Here is a 17,753-nt window from a genome sequence, read left to right on the forward strand (position 1 = left end):
CAAACCGTTTTTTTCTGCTTTGACTTTTGTTTATGCCTAACTGGCTTCTTCCCGAAAACATCGCCGATGTCTTGCCCTCCGAAGCGCGCAAGATCGAGGAACTGCGCCGGCGCCTGCTCGACAATTTCCGCCTCTATGGCTACGAAATGGTCATGCCGCCGCTGCTGGAGTACCTCGAATCGCTGCTCACCGGCGCCGGCCAGGACACCGACCTGCGCACCTTCAAGCTGGTCGACCAGCTTTCCGGCCGTACCCTGGGCGTACGCGCCGACATGACCACGCAAGTGGCGCGCATCGACGCCCACCTGCTCAATCGCGCTTCGGTCACCCGCCTGTGCTATGCGGGCAGCGTCCTGCATACGCGTCCGACGGGCTTGCACGCCACCCGCGAACCGATCCAGATCGGTGCCGAGATCTATGGCCATGCCGGCATCGAGGCCGATGCCGAGATCCAGGAACTGGCCTTGAATTCGCTGGCCCTGGCCGGCATGCGCACCATCCGCCTGGACCTGTGCCACGTCGGCGTGCTGCGCGCCATCATCGCAAACGACACCGATGCCAAGCGTGACGAAGCCCAGCTCTTCGGGCTGCTGCAGGCCAAGGACGTCCCCGGCTTGAAGGAAATCACCGCCTCTTATCAGGAAGGTACACGCGCCGCCTTGCTGGCGCTGCCCAACCTGTACGGCGATATTTCCGTCATCGCCCGTGCGCGCATCACCTTGCCGGCACTGCGCGGCATCGGCCAGGCGCTCGACGAGCTGCAGGCCCTGGTGGAACTGGCCGCCGGCCATGAAGGCGCGGCTGTCACCATCGATCTGGCCGACCTGCGCGGCTATCATTACCACAGCGGCGTGATGTTCTCCGCCTATGTGCCGGGCCTGCCCAATGCGGTGGTGCGCGGCGGCCGCTACGACCATGTGGGTGAAGCTTTCGGCCGTGCGCGGCCGGCGACCGGCTTCTCCCTGGACCTGCGTGAACTGGCACGACTGATGCCGGGCGCAGAACGAAAACGCGCCATCCTCGCCCCTTGGGGCAGGGACGCCGGTCTGCGTGAGAAAATAGCGCAATTGCGGCAAGCGGGAGAGATCGTGATCCAAAGCCTTCCCGGCCACGAAAACGATCAGGACGAATTCGATTGCGATCGCGCACTCGATTTCAGCAATGGAAACTGGATTATCAAAAACTTGGGTTGAGTCATGTTACAGAACAGCAATGCAAAGAATGTCGTCGTCATCGGTACGCAATGGGGCGACGAAGGTAAGGGCAAGATCGTCGATTGGCTGACCGATCACGCCCAAGGCGTGGTGCGTTTCCAGGGCGGCCACAATGCCGGCCACACGCTGGTCATCGGCGGCAAGAAGACTGCGCTGCAACTGATTCCCTCGGGCATCATGCGCGAAGGCGTGGCTTGCTACATCGGCAACGGCGTGGTGCTGTCGGTGCCCGACCTGCTGCGCGAGATCGACAAGCTCGAAGCCGCCGGCGTGGAAGTCTGCTCGCGCCTGAAGGTGTCGGACGCCTGTCCGCTGATCCTGCCGTATCACGTGGCCCTGGACGTGGCGCGTGAAGCTGCCCGAGGCGTGGACAAGATCGGTACCACCGGCAAGGGCATCGGCCCGGCCTACGAAGACAAGGTGGCCCGTCGTGCCATCCGCGTGGCTGACCTGTTGAATGAAAAGCGCTTTGCCGAAAAGCTGCTGGCCAACCTGGACTACCACAACTTCGTCCTGACCCACTACCTGAAGACCCAGCCGGTGGACTACCAGAAGACCCTGGACGAAGCCCTGGCCAATGTGCCGCGCATCAAGCCCATGGTCACCGACGTCTCCAGCGACCTGTACGCCATCCACAAGGCCGGCGGCAAGATCCTGTTCGAAGGCGCGCAAGGCAGCCTGCTGGACGTGGACCATGGCACCTATCCGTTCGTCACCTCCAGCAACTGCGTGGCCGGCAATGCCGCCGCCGGTGCGGGCGTGGGTCCGGGCATGCTGCACTACATCATGGGCATCACCAAGGCCTACACCACCCGCGTCGGTTCGGGCCCGTTCCCGGCCGAACTGCCGACGGATGCCGGCACCGGCAAGCACCTGGCGTCGGTCGGCCATGAATTCGGTACCGTCACCGGCCGTGCGCGCCGCTGCGGCTGGTTCGATGCCGCCCTGCTGAAGCGCTCGGTGCAGATCAATGGTGTCTCGGGCATGTGCCTGACCAAGCTGGACGTGCTTGATGGCCTGGAGTCGCTGAAGCTGTGCACCGGCTACAAGTTGAACGGCAAGACTGTCGACATCTTCCCGGTCGGCGCTGAAGAAGCCGCTGCCTGCGAGCCGATCTACGAAGAAATGCCCGGCTGGTCCGAGACCACCGTCGGCGCCAAGTCGCTGGACGCTCTGCCGGCCAACGCCCGCGCTTACATCAAGCGCATCGAGGAACTGGTGGGCGTGCCCATCGACATGATCTCCACCGGCCCGGACCGCGAAGAGACCATCGTCCTGCGCCATCCGTTCAAGTAATTCACCACGCAATCGCCCGCAAGGGCACAAGGCACTACGAAGCAATCAACAATATGAAGATCTCTGACGACAAAGACCTCTGGGTCTCCTGGGACGACTACAACCGCCTGATCGAACGACTGGCATTGAAGGTCTACGAATCCGGCTACCAGTTCGACCAGGTGCTGTGCCTGGCGCGCGGCGGCCTGCGCCCGGGTGACGTGATGTCGCGCATTTTCGATGTCCCGCTGGCCATTCTCTCGACCAGCTCCTACCGTGAAGCTGCCGGCACCATCCGCAGCTCGCTGGACATCGCCAAGTACATCACCATCACCAAGGGAACCCTGGGTGGCCGCATCCTGCTGGTGGACGACCTGGTCGATTCCGGCGTCACCCTGCAGAAGGTGATGGTCCACCTGAAGGAACATTACCCGTCCGTCACCGAGATCAAGAGTGCCGTGTTGTGGTGGAAGGCCTGCTCGGTCGTGGAACCCGATTTCCACATCGACTACCTGCCGACCAACCCCTGGATTCACCAGCCGTTCGAAGAATATGACGGCCTGGGTCCGCATCAGCTGGCCGCCTGGATCAAGAAGGGTGCCTGATCGTTCGCTTTGGATTGATTGAAGCTGACGTCAGACGTGAAAAGAGCTTGCCGCGGCAAGCTCTTTTTTTTCGTCCATTGATGGCAGTGTCAGCCCGTCAGGACCACGGAATGACCTTGCGTTCCTTGAAGGTATCGAAGAGCTGATAGAACATCTGCTCCGTCTCCACATACTCATGAAAGCCCAGGCGCCGGGCCTTGCTGCCGTCGCCGAACATGTCGTAGTCCCAGGAGAACACGAAATCGGCAAATTCCCAGGCCGACAGTGAAGCATAAGGATGCTGCTTCAAGCCGTGTGCCGTGATGATCCTTTCCCACAGGGGCGCCTTGTCCGCCATCACCTCGGCCAGTTTCAGTGGCAGCGGCGTGCCCACTTCCATGCCGAAATAACGGGCGATCCTGGGCCACATCTCGCTCCAACGGAACAGGTCGCCATTACCGATGTTGAAGGCCTGGTTGGCCGCCGCCTCGGTGGTGGCCGCCCACACGGTGCCTTTGGCCAGCAGGTGGGCGTCGGTCATCTCGACCAGCTTGTCGTAAGCCCCTGGCTTGCCGGGAAAGCGCAGCGGCAACCCCAGCGCCTTGCTCATGCAGGCATACAGCGCAATGGCCAGTGCCAGGTTCATCGGGTTGCCCAGGGCTGCGCCTCCCACGACTGCCGGGCGCGGTGCCGACCAGCTCCAGCCGCACCCGGATTCGACGCGCCGCTGCTCCAGCCAGCGCTGCTGGTCGAACATGAATTCGGGCGGCATGAACTGCGCATCGCTTTCGCGCGCCGGCGTCTTGAAGGGACCGAGATGGCCGCCATAGACCTTGTAGCCCTGCATCAGGCTGATATGGCGCAAGCCGGGGGCATAAGCCTCCACCGTCTGCACCGTGTTCTGCAGCATGGCCAGGTTGGGGGCCACCAGTTCGCTCCAGCTGGGGCGATGCTGATAGGCCGCATAGAACACGTGGGTGACCTGTTCCAGCGGGGCCAGTTGGCGTTTCGCATCGCTGGCATCGAGCAGATCCACGGAAACGTGGCGCAGCCGCTGTTCTTTGCGGTGCTCGCCACCCCGGCGCGAGAGGCCGATGACCTCCCACTGCGGCAGGGACAGCAGGTGCGCGATCAGCTGGCTGCCGATCACGCCGTGGGCGCCCACTACCAAGGCAGTCTGGCGCTGCGTTTGTGAGGCGTTTGGGGACTGGGTCATGGCAGGCTCCGTCAGTGATCAGAGGGGTGTGGAGCGTTCGGTGCGGACCAGGACTGCCGGACGGGCGTCCATCTTCCAGCTCACCAGCGCTACGGCGATCCCCGCCAGCGGCAGCAGCGCCGCGACGTAAGGCACGGCATGGAGGCCCGGACCATGATCGATGGTCACGCCACCCAGCCAGGCACCTGCAGCATTGCCCAGGTTGAAGGCGGCGATATTGGCCGAGGAGGCCAGGTTGGGCGCACCGGTCGCCTTTTCCAGCACGCGCATTTGCAGGGGCGGCACGGTGGCGAACGCTGCCATGCCCATCAGGCCCACGCCGATGATGGCGGCGATCTTGTTTTCATTGGTCAGTCCGAACAGCACCAGCACCACCGCCAGCAGCACCAGGCTGCCCAGCAGGGTGGCCATGAGCTTGCGGTCTGCCAGCTTGCCGCCGGCCAGGTTGCCGATCACCAGTCCCAGGCCGAACAGCAGCAGGATGGGCGAGACCGCCGACGCCGGGAAGCCGCTGATGTCGGTCAGGATCGGGGCGATGTAGGTAAAGGCCGCGAACACGCCGCCAAAGCCCAGCACCGTCATCAACAATCCCAGCATGACCTGCGGGCGCATCAGCACGCGCACTTCCTTGCCGAAGTCGGCTTCTTCACCGCCTTGCGAGCGCGGTACCAGCACGGCGGTCGCAGCCAGCGCGATCACGCCGATGACGGTGACGGCCCAGAACGTGGCGCGCCAGCCATAGATCTGGCCCAGCCAGGTGCCGAAGGGTACGCCCAACACGTTGGCCACCGTCAGGCCGGTAAACATCAGGGCGATGGCCGAGGCCTGCTTTTCCTTGGGAACCAGGCTGGTGGCCACCACCGAGCCGACACCAAAGAAGGCGCCATGGGCGAAGGAGGCCACCACGCGCCCGATCATCAGGGTGGCATAACCCGGCGCGATGGCGCAGGCCAGGTTGCCGATGACGAAGACCACCATCAAGGCGATCAGCAAGGTCTTGCGCGGTAGGCGTCCGGTGGTCGCCGTGACCAGCGGGGCGCCCACGAACACGCCCAGCGCATAACCGGTCACCAGCAGGCCGGCCGAGGAGAGGCTCACGCCCAGGTTGGTCGCTACCTCTGGCAGCAGACCCATGATGACGAACTCGGTAGTCCCGATGGCGAATGCGCTGATGGTCAGCGCCCAAAGTGCAATTGGCATGGCAATCCTTGATAGGTGAGGGGGGCAGGCCGGCCGATCCGGAATGGATTGCCAGCGATATGAAGGATTGTGCGCGCAGTCTTTGTTGAGAAAAATGCAGTTACAATCAAAGAATATTTGATCCGGAGTCAACAATGAGCATTCAATCCGAGGAATTGCGCACCTTCGTCGCCGTGGTGGAGGCGGGCACGCTCTCGGCGGCCGCCGAAGTGCTGGAGCAAACCACCTCAGGGGTGAGCCGGGCGTTGTCGCGGCTGGAAGAGAAGCTGGGTGCGAGCCTCTTGACCCGCACCACGCGCCGCATGGAACTGACCGAAGAGGGCGAAGCCTTCCTGGAGCAGGCGCGCGCCATCCTGGCCGCCATGGAGCAAGCCGAAGACACGGTGCGCATGCGCACCCGCAAGCCGGTTGGCAAGCTGCGTGTGGATGCGGCCGTGCCTTTCATGCTGCATTGTATTGTTCCGCATGTAGGGGCTTTCCGCGCAGCCTATCCGGACATCGAACTGGAGCTGACCACCAATGACCGCTTCATCGACCTGGTGGAGCAGCGCGCCGACATTGCCATCCGCATCGGTGAACTGCAGGATTCCACCCTGCATGCACGGCCCCTGAGTTCGGCGCGCCTGAACATCGTGGCCAGTCCCGATTACCTGGCCCGCCACGGCGCGCCGGAGTCGGTGGAAGCGCTGGAACAGCACCAGCTGATCGGCTTTTCCCAACCCGACCTCCTCAATCACTGGCCGCTGCGCCACACCGCTGGAGACCGCTACCAGGTTCGTCCGGCGATCCGCGCCTCCAGCGGCGAAACCCTCCGCCACCTAGCCTTGCAGGGGCAGGGCATCGCCTGCCTGTCCGACTTCATGACCGAAGCCGACCTCGCAGCGGGGCGGCTGGTGCGGGTGCTGGATCATTACGATAGTGGCTTTCGCCAGAAGATTTCGGCCGTGTATTACCACAACACCCAACTGTCCCGGCGCATCAGCTGTTTCCTCGATTTTTTGCAATGCAAGCTGTAAATCGGAAACGTTTTGCCGTTATTCCAGTCTGAGCGCCAACTGCCGTCAGGGGGAAGGATCCTGTGGCTGTCATCAAGACAACAAGACAAGATTGATCCGGAGAGAACAAGATGAAGCAAACGGAAAACGGCATGGCCACAGGCCGTCCATCGATGGCGGCCATGTGCCGCGCACCGCTGCAGGGGCTGTTGCTGGCCGGCGCGGCCTTGCTCAGCCTGGGCACGGCCAGCGCGCTCACCGCACCGGCTGCGTATGCGGCCAATGCCAGCGTGCTGTCCTTTTCACCGCAGGGCGAAGTGCAGCGCATCCGCCAGGTGCGGGCGCGCTTCTCGGAATCCATGGTCAAGTTCGGCGACCCCAAGGCGGCCTCGCCCTTCGACGCCGATTGCGCCATCAGCGGCACGGCACGCTGGGCCGATGACAAGAACTGGGTCTACGACTTCGAGCGCGATTTGCCACCAGGCACCCGCTGCAGCTTCAACCTGCGCGCGGATGCGCGTTCCGTCGCCGGCAATACGGTCGGCGGCAAGACCCGCTTCCAGTTCAGTACCGGCGGCCCGGCGGTGAGCCGCGTCGAACCTTACAGCAGCGCAGTGATCGCGGAAGACCAGGCCTTCATCCTGTTCCAGAACGGGCCGGCCACCGAGGCCACGGTGCGCGAACACCTGTATTGCGAAGCCGAAGGCATCAATGAGCGCATCCCCACCAAGGCCGTCGGCGACGCGGATCGCAAGGCCTTGCTGCAGCAGTTCGCCAAAGGCGTGGACCCGGCGTCGGTGACCATCGTGCAGTGCCAGCAGCGCCTGCCCAACGAGGCGCACGTGAAACTGGTCTGGGATCGCGGCATCGCCGCGGCCAACGCGCCTTCCATCGTCACCTCCAAGCCGCAGGTCTTCAATTTCCAGGTGCGCAGCGAATTCGCCGCCAGCCTGTCGTGCCAGCGCGAGAACGCCAACGCCGCCTGCTCGCCCATCCTGCCGGTCACCTTGTCGTTCTCGGCCCCGGTGCCGCGCAAGCTGGCCGAACAGGTGGTGATGAACGCCACCACCGGCAAGATCAAGCCGACCCTGGAAGGCGACAAGGATGAAGCCGTGCGCGAACTGCGCTTCAAGCCGCCGTTCCCGGAGAAATCCGACTTCACCATCAGCCTGCCATCCGGCTTCAAGGATGAAGATGGACGCGCCCTGGCCAATGCGGGCGCCTTCCCGCTGAAATCGGCGCTGGCCGATTTCCCGCCGCTGGCCAAATTCCCGGCCGCGCCCTTCGGCATCATCGAACTCAATGCCGATCCCACGCTGCCGGTCACGCTGCGCCGCGTGGAAGCCGGGCTGCTGGTGCGCGGCAAGGATGGCCGCGCCATGCCCGGCCAGGTCGCCGACCTGAAGGTCGATGGCGACAAGGCCGTCATCGCCTGGCTCACGCGCCTGAACAAGTTTCACGAGAAGTGGGGCGATCCCAAGAAGGTCGACACGCGCAGCGTCAGCCTGCTCGCCAAGGAACCAGGTGCCAAGAAACTCGATCTGCCCGCACAGAAGGACGCCAAGGAGGGCGAATGGCCCTTTGAAGTGATCGGCATTCCCCTGAAGGACCCCGGTTTCTACGTGGTCGAACTGGAATCCCAGAAGCTGGGCGCGTCGCTGCTGGGCAAGCCGCAACCGATGTATGTGCGCACCAGCGCGCTGGTGACCAACCTGTCGGTGCACGTCAAGCTGGGCCGCGCCAATGGCGCAGTCTGGGTGACCCGGCTGGATGATGCCAAGCCGGTGGCCGATGCCGAGATCCGCGTCTCCAATTGCGACGGCACCCAGCTCTGGCAAGGCAAGACCAACGCCAGCGGGGTGGCCATGATGCCGGTGCTGGAAGATGCCTGCGTCAACCGTGGCTACAGCGCGGAGAACGCCGACAAGATCAGCGGCCTCTTCGTGAGCGCGCGCAAGACCGACGAGAAGGGGCGCCAGGACATGGCCTTTGCGCTGACCTCGTGGAACGAGGGGATCGAATCCTGGCGGTTCAATTTGCCCACCGACATGGACAAGTCGGCCACCACCCGCGCCACCACCATCTTCGACCGCACCCTGTTCCGTGCCGGCGAGACGGTCTCGATGAAGCACGTGATCCGCACCGAGACCATGCAGGGCTTCGGCCTCATGCGCAAGGAAGACCTGCCCACGCGCGTGCGCATCAGCCATCTCGGCAGCGGCCAGCAATACCAGTTCCCGCTGAGCTGGCGCGGCAACAAGAGCGCCGAGACCAGCTTCACCCTGCCCAAGGAAGCCAAGCTGGGCAGCTATGAGGTCGTGCTCGACCAGGGCACCGTGGACACCGCTGCCAGCAGCAATGCCAATGGCCCATCCGATGACGGCGACAATGAATCCGGCTACGGCCGTGGCACCTATGTCACCGGCAGCTTCCGTGTGGAGGAATTCCGCCTGCCCTTGATGCAGGGACGCATCACGCCACCCAAGGGCGCGCAAGTGGCCATCAAGGAAATGCCGCTGGATCTGCAGCTGAACTACATCAATGGCGGTGCGGCTGCCAACCAGGCGGTGCGGGTGTCGTCGTTGTTGCGGTCACGTTCGGTCAACATCACGGGTTACGACGGTTTCTCCTTCGATGCGCCGCGTAATGACGATGACAGCAATGCTGATGACCAGAAGATCGTCGCCGACAAACTCGCCGTCACGCTCGACAAGAACGGTGCCGGCCGCGCCGTCATCGGCAAGCTGCCCGCGCTGCAACGCCCGCAGGAACTGCTCACCGAGATGACCTACAGCGACCCCAATGGCGAAGTGCAGACCATCTCCAACGTCACGCCCCTGTGGCCGTCGGCGGTGGTGGTGGGCCTGCGCACCGGCAACTGGGTCTCGGTCAAGAAAAAGCTCACGCTGACCGCCGTCACCCTCAACACCGCAGGCCAGCCGCAAGCTGGCGTGCCGGTAGAAATCCGTGGCCTGGCGCGCAAGACCAATTCGCACCGCAAGCGCATGGTCGGCGGCTTCTACGCCTATGAAAACGACGAGAGCAAGCAGGACCTGGGCAAGCTCTGCTCCGGCAAGAGCGATCAGCACGGCATGTTCACCTGCGATACCGAATTGTCCGAAGCGGGCAATGTGGAATTGATCGCCAGCGCCAAGGATGGCAATGGCAATGCGTCCGCCGCCCGTTCCTCGGTGTGGGTCACCGGACGCGGCGAAGTCTGGTTCGATGGCGAGAACCAGGACCGCATCGACATCCTCCCCGAGAAAAAGAACTACCAGCCCGGCGAGACCGCCAACTTCCAGGTCCGCATGCCGTTCCGCTACGCGACCGCCCTGGTCGCGGTGGAGCGTGAGGGCGTCATCGATACGCGCGTGGTGCAGCTGTCCGACCAGGACCCCACCATCAGCGTGCCGATGAAGGCCGAGTATGGCCCCAACGTGTATGTGTCGGTACTGGCCGTGCGTGGTCGCATGCGCGAGGTGCCGTGGTATTCCTTCTTCATCTGGGGCTGGAAGGAACCGATCAACTGGTGGCATGAATTCCGCGAGTACCAGGGTCCGGGCCCCATCGTCGATCTCTCCAAACCGGCCTGGAAATTCGGCATCGCCGAAGTCAACGTCGGTGATGCGGGCCATCGTCTGCAAGTGGCCGTCAGCACTGACAAGCCGGCTTATCCCATCCGTGCCACGGCCAAGGTGCAGGTGCAGGTGAAACTGCCCAACGGCAAGCCCGCCGCCGGTGGCGAATTCGCCCTGGCCGCCGTCGACGAGGCACTGCTGGAGTTGCAACCCAATGGCAGCTGGGACGTGCTGCGCGCCATGCTGCAACGACGCAGCTATGGCGTCGAAACCTCGACGGCCCAGATGCAGGTGGTCGGCAAGCGCCACTACGGCAAGAAGGCCACGCCTGCCGGTGGCGGCGGTGGCCGTGCGCCCACGCGCGAACTGTTCGATACCTTGCTGGTATGGAAGCCCAATGTCACCCTGGATGCCGAGGGCAGGGCGCAGCTGGATGTGCCGCTCAATGATGCGCTGACCTCCTTCCGCATCGTCGCCATCGCCGAGAATGGCATCAGCGATTTCGGCACCGGCGGCATCAGCATCCGTTCCACGCAGGATGTGCAAGTGATCTCCGGTCTTCCACCGTTGGTACGCGAGGGCGACAGCTTCAACGGCAGCGTCACCGTGCGCAACACCACCACGCACGATATGACGATCAAGGTCGCCGCCCGTGCGCAAGGCAGTACCCCGGCGAGCACGCTGGCGCTGCCTGAACGCGAGGTGAAGATTGCTGCCGGACAGTCGGCCGAAGTCATGTGGCCGGTGCAGACGCCGGAGGGCATCAGCCAGCTGGCCTGGGAAATCAGCGCCCAGGAGCAGGGCGGCCAGAAAGCACGCGATGCGATGAAGTTCACCCAGCGCGTGGTTCCGGCCGTACCGGTGACGGTGCAGCAGGCCACGCTGTTCCAGCTCGACAAGAGTGCCGCCATCAATGTGGCGCGACCTGCCGACAGCCTGCCGGGACGCGGCGGCCTTGCGCTCTCGCTCAAGCCCAGCCTGGCCGGTGGCAGCGATGCGCTCACGCGTTACTTCGTCAACTATCCCTTCGCCTGCCTGGAGCAGAAGACCTCCAAGGCCATTGGCCTGCGCGATGAGGCCGCATGGCAGAAGATCGTGGCGGACCTGCCGACCTATCTGGATGGCGATGGCCTGGCGTATTACTTCCCGCCCGCCGACAGTGGCGCGCGCCGTGGCAGCGATACGCTGACGGCCTATCTGCTGGCCGCTACCAACGAAGCCGGCTATGCCATTCCGCAAGCCAGCCGCGACAAGATGCTCGATGGACTCGCGGCCTTCGTGGAGGGCAAGGTGATGCGCGATTTCTGGTCGCCGCAGAAGGACCTGGACGTGCGCAAGCTGGCCGCCCTGGAAGCGCTGTCGCGCTACAACCGTGTGCAGCCGGCGATGCTGGGCTCGATCCAGGTCAACCCCAACGCCTGGCCGACTTCCGGCCTGCTGGACTGGATCGGCATCCTGCAGCGCGTCTCCGCCATCCCCGAACGCGACAAGAAACTGGAGCAAGCCGACCAGATCCTGCGCGCCCGCCTGAACTTCCAGGGCACGCGCATGGGCTTCTCCAATGAAGAGGGCGATTACTGGTGGTGGCTCATGAGCAGCGCCGATGCCAACGCCAACCGCCTGATCCTGCTGGAGCTGAACAATCCCGCCTGGCGCGAGGACCTGCCGCGTCTGATCGCAGGTGCCATCGGCCGCCAGCAGCGCGGGCACTGGAGCACCACCACGGCCAACGTCTGGGGCAGCCTGGCGCTGGAGAAATTCGCGCGCAAGTTCGAATCCGAACCCGTCACCGGCACCACCCGCGCCACGCTGGAGCAGAACGGTGCCAGCACGTCCACCCAGAGCCTGGCCTGGAGCGGTGCTGCCAATGGCGGCAAGCTGCAGTTGCCCTGGCCGGAAGGCAATGCGCAGGGTGGCAGCGTGCGGCTGGCGCAAGAGGGTAACGGCAAGCCCTGGGTGACGCTGCAGAGCCTGGCAGCAGTTCCCTTGAAGCAGCCTTTCGCGGCCGGCTATCGCATCACCCGCAAGGTCGAGGCCATCGAGCAGAAGCAGGCCGGTGTATATACACGCGGCGACGTGCTGCGCGTGACGCTGGACATCGACGCGCAAGCCGAGATGACCTGGGTCGTGGTGAGCGACCCGGTGCCGGGCGGTGCGACCCTGCTGGGTTCCGGCCTGGGCCGCGACTCCGCCATCGCGCAGGGCAAGCAGGAGGCTCCGCGTGATCGCGGCATGGGCTGGCTGGCCTATGAAGAGCGCAGCTTCGAAGCCTATCGCGCGTATTACGAGGCCATGCCCAAGGGCCGCACCAGCATCAGCTACACGGTGCGCCTGAACAATGCGGGTGATTTCAACCTGCCGCCCACGCGGGTAGAAGCGATGTATGCACCTGAGATGTTCGGTGAAATCCCCAACGGCAAGCTGGTCGTGAAGGCGGCGCAGTGATGCGCATGACCGCATGCAGTGTTCGGCCCGGCGCGCTGGCTTCGATGAGCGCGCTGGTGCTGGCCTTGTTGATGCCGGCTGCGGCCAGTGCCGTCCCCTCCTTCAGCGAAGTGCAGCGCGACTTCCTGCCGTCGGAGGCCAGCCTGCTGGACCGCAATGGCGAGCTGTTGCAGCGCATGCGCGTGAACATGGACGAGCGCAAGTTGTCCTGGGTCAACGTGGAGGACGTCTCCCCGGCGCTGCGGCATGCCCTGGTCGCCTCCGAAGACCGGCGCTTCTACCAGCACAGCGGCATCGACTGGAGCGCCGTGGCGGCCTCGGCCTGGGGCAACCTGTGGAATACCAAGACACGCGGCGCCTCCACCATCACGATGCAACTGGCGGGTTTGATCTATGACGATCTGCGCCGCAAGTCCGGTGCGCGTTCGCTCACGCAAAAGGTATCGCAGGCATGGATTGCCCAATCGCTGGAGCGCAACTGGCGCAAGGACCAGATACTGGAAGCCTATTTGAACCTGGTCGCTTTCCGGGGCGAGCTGGTGGGCGTGCACGCCCTGTCGCGCGTGATGTTCGGCAAGCATCCCAGCGGACTCGACCAGGGTGAAGCCGCCATCGCAGTGGCACTGATCCGTGCGCCCAATGCGACACCGCGCCGCGTGGCCGAACGCGCCTGCGCCATCCTCAAGGAAGAGGGTGCGGGCGAGCAGTGCAGCGGCATGGACGGGCGCACCGAGCTGGCGTTGGCGCGCGTGTCGGCCAAGCGGGATTTGCCGGGGACGAGCGATTCACCGCAGCTGGCGCCGCATCTGGCCCGCAAGCTGTTGAATGCACCGGGACAGCAATTGCGCTCCACGCTGGATGCGCCCTTGCAGCGCTTTGCCACGCAAGCCCTGCGTCATCAACTGGCCGGACTGGCCGAGCGCAACATCGAGGATGGCGCCGTCATCGTCATCGACAACGCCACCGGCGAGGTACTGGCCTGGGTCGGTTCCAGCGGCCCGCTGTCGGCCGCCGCCAATGTGGATGGGGTAGTGGCGCAACGGCAGGCGGGCTCGACGCTCAAGCCCTTCCTCTACGAACTGGCCATCGAAAGGAAGTGGCTGACGGCCGCGTCCCTGCTGGATGATTCCCCGGTCAACCTGGCCACCTCGGCCGGGCTCTACATTCCGCAGAACTACGACAAGCAATACAAGGGACTGGTGAGCCTGCGCACGTCGCTGGGTTCCTCGCTCAATATCCCTGCCGTGCGCACCCTGGTGATGGTCACGCCCGAGCGTTTCTTCCGCCGCTTGCAGGCGCTGGGTTTCAACCTGCGCGAGAGCGGCGATTATTACGGCTACAGCCTGGCGCTGGGCAGCGCCGACGTCACGCTGGCCAACCTGGCCAATGCCTATCGCGTGCTGGCCAACCAGGGCCGCTACACGCCTTTGCGCACGCGCTTGGACGAAGCACGCACGCCAGCGCGCGCCACGCAGGTGATGGATGCCGATGCGGCCTGGATCGTCGGTGACATCCTCTCCGACCGCAGTGCGCGTGCGCGCACATTCGGCCTGGAGAATGCGCTGTCGACGCGGATCTGGACGGCAGTCAAGACCGGCACCTCCAAGGACATGCGCGACAACTGGTGTGTCGGCTATTCCTCGCGTTATACCGTAGGGGTATGGGTCGGAAACGCCTCCGGCGCGCCGATGTGGGACGTCTCCGGAGTGACCGGTGCGGCGCCGGTGTGGCAGGAAGTCATGCAATATCTCCATGAACGTGGCCGCAACGGCGCACGCGATGCGGGCAACGGCCCGCCCGCAAAACCGGCCGCCGTGCAGGCGCAGACGATCCGTTACGAGCAGGATGTGGAAGCGGCGCGCACCGAATACTTTTTACCGGGCACCGCCCAGGCCGAGATCCGCCTGGCGCATGCACGCGATATTCGTCCGGCCATCACTTATCCCACGACAGGCATGCTCGCTGCGCTGGACCCTGATATCCCGGCGGCGCGGCAGCGCATCCGCTTCCGCGCCCAGGGCGCGCCTGCAGGCAGCCGCTGGGTGCTGGATGGGAAGATGATGCCGCAGGAGGTCATGCAATCGGGCAGGGTGCAGGCGCAGAAGGTAGCGGCCAGCGCCACCGCCGCCGGGGAAGAGGCGCTGGACTTCGACTGGATGCCCTGGCCCGGCAAGCATGTGCTGGTGCTGCAAGACAAGCAGGGCAAGCCGCTCGATAGCGTGCGCTTCGAAGTCAGGGGCGCGGTGGTGCGCAATGAACCCAAGGCAGGCGCAACGGCGCGCAAATGAAGCGCGCGGCGCAAGGTTGCGCAGATCGCTGTGGACCCTAGCGCTTGCTGCCGCGCTTGCCGGTCTGCAGCAGTTCGCGCATGGCCTGCAAGGGCAGTTCGCGGCTGCGGCCCCGGCGCAGCACCAGGGAAAACTGCGACTGGTAGCCAAACTCGGACGGCAGCAAGACTTTCAATCGTCCTTGCTCCACCCATGACTGCGCATAGTGCTCCGGCAGGTAGCCGATGTAGCGGCCCGAGAGGATCAGGATCAACTGCGCTTCCATGCTTTCCACCGTGGCCACGCTGCGCTTGAAACCGTGCCGGCTCAATTCCGTCTGGCTCCAGTAACTGCGGCTGACCACGCTCATTTCCGAGACGGCCGAGGCGCGCAGGTTGCGCTGCTGGAAGCAGGGATGCCGGTCGCTGCAATACAGCCACTGCTGCTCGCGGTAGAGCGGCTGGTAGACCAGGCCGTTGGCCTTGGCGGGGAAGAAGCCCACCGCGATGTCGAGGTCGTTGTCCAGCAAGCCCTTTTGCAGTTCGTAGGGGCTGCGGATGAGCAGGTTCAGGTGCATGCCCGGAAACCTGCTGGAAAAGACCCCGATGGCCTCCGCCATCGGCAGGGAGGGATCGGTCACCGTCGTATCCAGCACCCCTATCTTCAGCGTGCCGCCCAGTTCACCCTTGAGCGACTGGGTATAGCGTTCGAAACTGTCCACCTCGCCCAGCACGCGCAGCGTTTCCGAGAGCAGCAATTCACCCTTGTCGGTGAGCGCGAAGCCACCCCGGCCACGCCGGCAGACGGTGAAGCCGACATCGCTTTCCAGCTGGGCCATGTAGGTGCTGATGGCCGAGGTCGTCAGGTTGAGCTCCTGCTGGGCACGGGCAAATCCCTGGTGGCGGACCACTGCGGCAAATATGCGCAGCAACTTGAAATCGATGCCTGGGGTCATGGAGAAATCATCGTTGGAGGGGGAGCGGGGCGCACAAGCGCTGCCCGGAATCAGTTTCGAATTTTAACAACTTATTATTTGAATACAGCTATCTTTTGAGAACTATCGGCCATTGTATATTCGCTTCGTCGCAGCCTGAAGTTGCTGCCAGAACAAGGGTGATACGCAATGTCCAAAGTCTTCCACCAGCCCCAAAGCGGTAACGACATGCCGCGCTTTGCCGGCCGTTCGACCATGATGCGCCTGCCTGCGATGGACAGTGCCGCGGGCCTGGATGCGGCCTTCATCGGCGTGCCGCTGGATATCGGCACCTCCCTGCGCGCGGGCACGCGCTTCGGTCCGCGCCAGATCCGTGCGGAATCGGTGATGATCCGCCCCTACAACATGGCCACCGGTGCCGCGCCTTTCGATTCCCTGTCGGTGGCCGACATCGGCGACGTTGCCATCAATACCTACAACCTGCTCGAATCGGTGCGCGTCATCGAAGCAGCGTATGACGGCCTGTTGGCGCATCCGGTCATTCCGCTCACGCTGGGCGGCGACCACACCATCACCTTGCCGATCCTGCGCGCCATTGCACGCAAGCATGGCCCGGTGGGCCTGGTGCATGTCGATGCCCATACCGATACCAATGACGACATGTTCGGCGAGAAGATCGCCCATGGCACCACCTTCCGCCGCGCCGTGGAAGAGGGCTTGCTCGATTGCAAGCGGGTGGTGCAGATCGGCCAGCGCGCGCAAGGCTACGCCAGCGGTGATTTCCAGTGGGGCGTGGACCAGGGTTTCCGCCTGGTGCAGGCCGAGCAATGCTGGCATCGCTCGCTGACACCGCTGATGGAAGAAGTACGCGCCCAGATCGGCGCCGGGCCGGTCTACCTGAGCTTCGACATCGATGGCATCGACCCCGCCTGGGCGCCCGGCACCGGCACCCCCGAAGTGGGCGGACTGACTTCCATCCAGGCCCTGGAAATCGTGCGCGGCTGCCGTGGCATGAATCTCGTGGGCTGTGATCTGGTGGAGGTCTCGCCGCCCTATGACTTGAGCGGCAATACCTCGCAGCTGGGCGCGAACCTGCTCTACGAGATGCTGTGCGTGCTGCCCGGCGTGACCTACCGCTGAGCGGCCCGCCATGGAGCTGAAGATATTTCGCAGCGGCTGGGGCATGCAAGAACCCTGGAGCCGCTGCGTGACCGAACTGCGCGAGGCCGGCTGCAGCGGCCTGGAAGCGCGCCTGCCCATGACGGTGCAGGAGCGGCATGCATTGCGCGATCGCTTGCGCGCCGAGGCGCTGGATTACATCGCCATCGTCTTCAGTGGTGTGGACGTCGTTCCACGCCAGGCTGACCGGCCGGAAATCCATTTGCAGCACCTGGCGCGCGCCTTTGACGCCGCAGCCGAACTGCAGCCGCGTTTCGTGAACCTGCTGGCCGGCAACGACCGCTGGCCCTTGTCGGAACAAGTCGATTTCCTGGGACGGGCGCAGGCCCTGGCTGATGATGCGGGCGTGCCCTGCAGCTTCGAGACCCATCGTGCCAGTTCGCTCTACAGTCCCTGGGTCACGCTGGACATCGTGCGCCAGCTGCCCCGGCTGCGCTATACCGCCGACATCAGCCACTGGGTCGTGGTGTGCGAGCGTTTGCTGGATGATCCGCTGGATGACCTGACGCCCTTCCTTGAGCGCGTACACCATGTGCAGGCGCGCGTGGGCTATGCGCAGGGGCCACAGGTGCCCGATCCAGCAGCCCCCGAATACGCCCCCGAGCTGACATTCCACCAGCGCATCTGGGAGTCGGTCTGGTCCTTCCAGCAAGCCAGCGGCCATGCCACCAGCACGCTCACCCCGGAGTTCGGTCCGGACGGCTACCTGCACCTGCTGCCCTATACCCGTAGCCCGGTGGCCGACCTGTGGCAGCTCAATCGCTGGATGGCGCAGCAGGAGCGCGCCCATTTCGCACGCTGGTCGCAGCAGCACGCCATCGGCTCTTCGTCATCAACGCAGTCGTCTTCTACCGCAGGAGTTTGAA

11 protein-coding genes are annotated in these 17,753 nt (G+C 64.3%); 8 read left to right on the forward strand and 3 right to left on the reverse strand.

The window, feature by feature from the left end; all coding sequences use genetic code 11:
- Positions 1-32 precede the first annotated feature (32 nt).
- From FYB76_RS10835 to FYB76_RS10845, 3 genes are read left to right on the forward strand one after another with little or no spacing between them, the layout of a single operon-like run.
- Positions 33-1,193, forward strand: coding sequence for an ATP phosphoribosyltransferase regulatory subunit (locus FYB76_RS10835; protein ID WP_154133639.1), 1,161 nt, complete (start codon positions 33-35; stop codon positions 1,191-1,193).
- Between the two features lie 3 nt (positions 1,194-1,196).
- Positions 1,197-2,510, forward strand: a complete 1,314-nt coding sequence (locus FYB76_RS10840) for an adenylosuccinate synthase (RefSeq protein WP_145603602.1) — start codon at positions 1,197-1,199, stop codon at positions 2,508-2,510.
- Between the two features lie 53 nt (positions 2,511-2,563).
- Positions 2,564-3,094, forward strand: a complete 531-nt coding sequence (locus FYB76_RS10845) for a phosphoribosyltransferase (RefSeq protein WP_034332511.1) — start codon at positions 2,564-2,566, stop codon at positions 3,092-3,094.
- A gap of 97 nt (positions 3,095-3,191) precedes the next feature.
- Here the strand turns inward: FYB76_RS10845 and FYB76_RS10850 are convergent, their stop codons facing one another.
- The gene (locus FYB76_RS10850) at positions 3,192-4,289 is read right to left on the reverse strand and encodes an SDR family oxidoreductase (protein WP_154133640.1); all 1,098 of its coding nucleotides are present in this window, start codon (positions 4,287-4,289) and stop codon (positions 3,192-3,194) included.
- An 18-nt stretch (positions 4,290-4,307) separates the two neighbouring features.
- Positions 4,308-5,489, reverse strand: coding sequence for an MFS transporter (locus FYB76_RS10855; protein ID WP_154133641.1), 1,182 nt, complete (start codon positions 5,487-5,489; stop codon positions 4,308-4,310).
- Positions 5,490-5,623: 134 nt separating this feature from the next.
- Here FYB76_RS10855 and FYB76_RS10860 point away from each other — a divergent pair, with 134 nt between their 5' ends.
- From FYB76_RS10860 to pbpC, 3 genes are all read left to right on the forward strand, one after another.
- Positions 5,624-6,505, forward strand: a complete 882-nt coding sequence (locus FYB76_RS10860) for a LysR substrate-binding domain-containing protein (RefSeq protein ID WP_154133642.1) — start codon at positions 5,624-5,626, stop codon at positions 6,503-6,505.
- Between the two features lie 110 nt (positions 6,506-6,615).
- Positions 6,616-12,507: an alpha-2-macroglobulin gene (locus tag FYB76_RS10865; RefSeq protein ID WP_154133643.1), complete on the forward strand. Its 5,892-nt coding sequence runs from the start codon at positions 6,616-6,618 to the stop codon at positions 12,505-12,507.
- The gene (gene pbpC / locus FYB76_RS10870; protein WP_154133644.1) at positions 12,507-14,795 is read left to right on the forward strand and encodes a penicillin-binding protein 1C; all 2,289 of its coding nucleotides are present in this window, start codon (positions 12,507-12,509) and stop codon (positions 14,793-14,795) included. Before FYB76_RS10865 ends, pbpC begins: the two co-directional genes overlap by 1 nt.
- A gap of 37 nt (positions 14,796-14,832) precedes the next feature.
- Here the strand turns inward: pbpC and FYB76_RS10875 are convergent, their stop codons facing one another.
- Positions 14,833-15,729, reverse strand: coding sequence for a LysR family transcriptional regulator (locus tag FYB76_RS10875; RefSeq protein ID WP_088753381.1), 897 nt, complete (start codon positions 15,727-15,729; stop codon positions 14,833-14,835).
- A gap of 168 nt (positions 15,730-15,897) precedes the next feature.
- On the opposite strand from FYB76_RS10875, the gene speB reads away from it, so the two are divergent.
- Both speB and FYB76_RS10885 read left to right on the forward strand, forming a co-directional pair.
- Complete coding sequence (gene speB, locus FYB76_RS10880) at positions 15,898-16,848, forward strand: agmatinase (protein WP_154133645.1); 951 nt, start codon at positions 15,898-15,900, stop codon at positions 16,846-16,848.
- Between the two features lie 10 nt (positions 16,849-16,858).
- Complete coding sequence (locus tag FYB76_RS10885; RefSeq protein WP_154133646.1) at positions 16,859-17,752, forward strand: sugar phosphate isomerase/epimerase; 894 nt, start codon at positions 16,859-16,861, stop codon at positions 17,750-17,752.
- Position 17,753: the final 1 nt, after the last annotated feature.

This window comes from Herbaspirillum sp. CAH-3 (assembly GCF_009668275.1).
Classification (GTDB): Bacteria; Pseudomonadota; Gammaproteobacteria; order Burkholderiales; family Burkholderiaceae_D; genus Herbaspirillum; species Herbaspirillum aquaticum.

Bases quoted from the DNA above. Each gene is read 5' to 3' on its own strand.
- speB (WP_154133645.1), top strand. From the start codon at position 15,898: ATGTCCAAAGTCTTCCACCAGCCCCAAAGCGGTAACGACATGCCGCGC.
- FYB76_RS10835 (WP_154133639.1), top strand. From the start codon at position 33: ATGCCTAACTGGCTTCTTCCCGAAAACATCGCCGATGTCTTGCCCTCC.
- FYB76_RS10865 (WP_154133643.1), top strand. From the start codon at position 6,616: ATGAAGCAAACGGAAAACGGCATGGCCACAGGCCGTCCATCGATGGCG.
- FYB76_RS10860 (WP_154133642.1), top strand. From the start codon at position 5,624: ATGAGCATTCAATCCGAGGAATTGCGCACCTTCGTCGCCGTGGTGGAG.
- FYB76_RS10850 (WP_154133640.1), bottom strand. From the start codon at position 4,289: ATGACCCAGTCCCCAAACGCCTCACAAACGCAGCGCCAGACTGCCTTG.
- FYB76_RS10845 (WP_034332511.1), top strand. From the start codon at position 2,564: ATGAAGATCTCTGACGACAAAGACCTCTGGGTCTCCTGGGACGACTAC.
- FYB76_RS10840 (WP_145603602.1), top strand. From the start codon at position 1,197: ATGTTACAGAACAGCAATGCAAAGAATGTCGTCGTCATCGGTACGCAA.
- pbpC (WP_154133644.1), top strand. From the start codon at position 12,507: ATGCGCATGACCGCATGCAGTGTTCGGCCCGGCGCGCTGGCTTCGATG.
- FYB76_RS10885 (WP_154133646.1), top strand. From the start codon at position 16,859: ATGGAGCTGAAGATATTTCGCAGCGGCTGGGGCATGCAAGAACCCTGG.
- FYB76_RS10875 (WP_088753381.1), bottom strand. From the start codon at position 15,729: ATGACCCCAGGCATCGATTTCAAGTTGCTGCGCATATTTGCCGCAGTG.
- FYB76_RS10855 (WP_154133641.1), bottom strand. From the start codon at position 5,489: ATGCCAATTGCACTTTGGGCGCTGACCATCAGCGCATTCGCCATCGGG.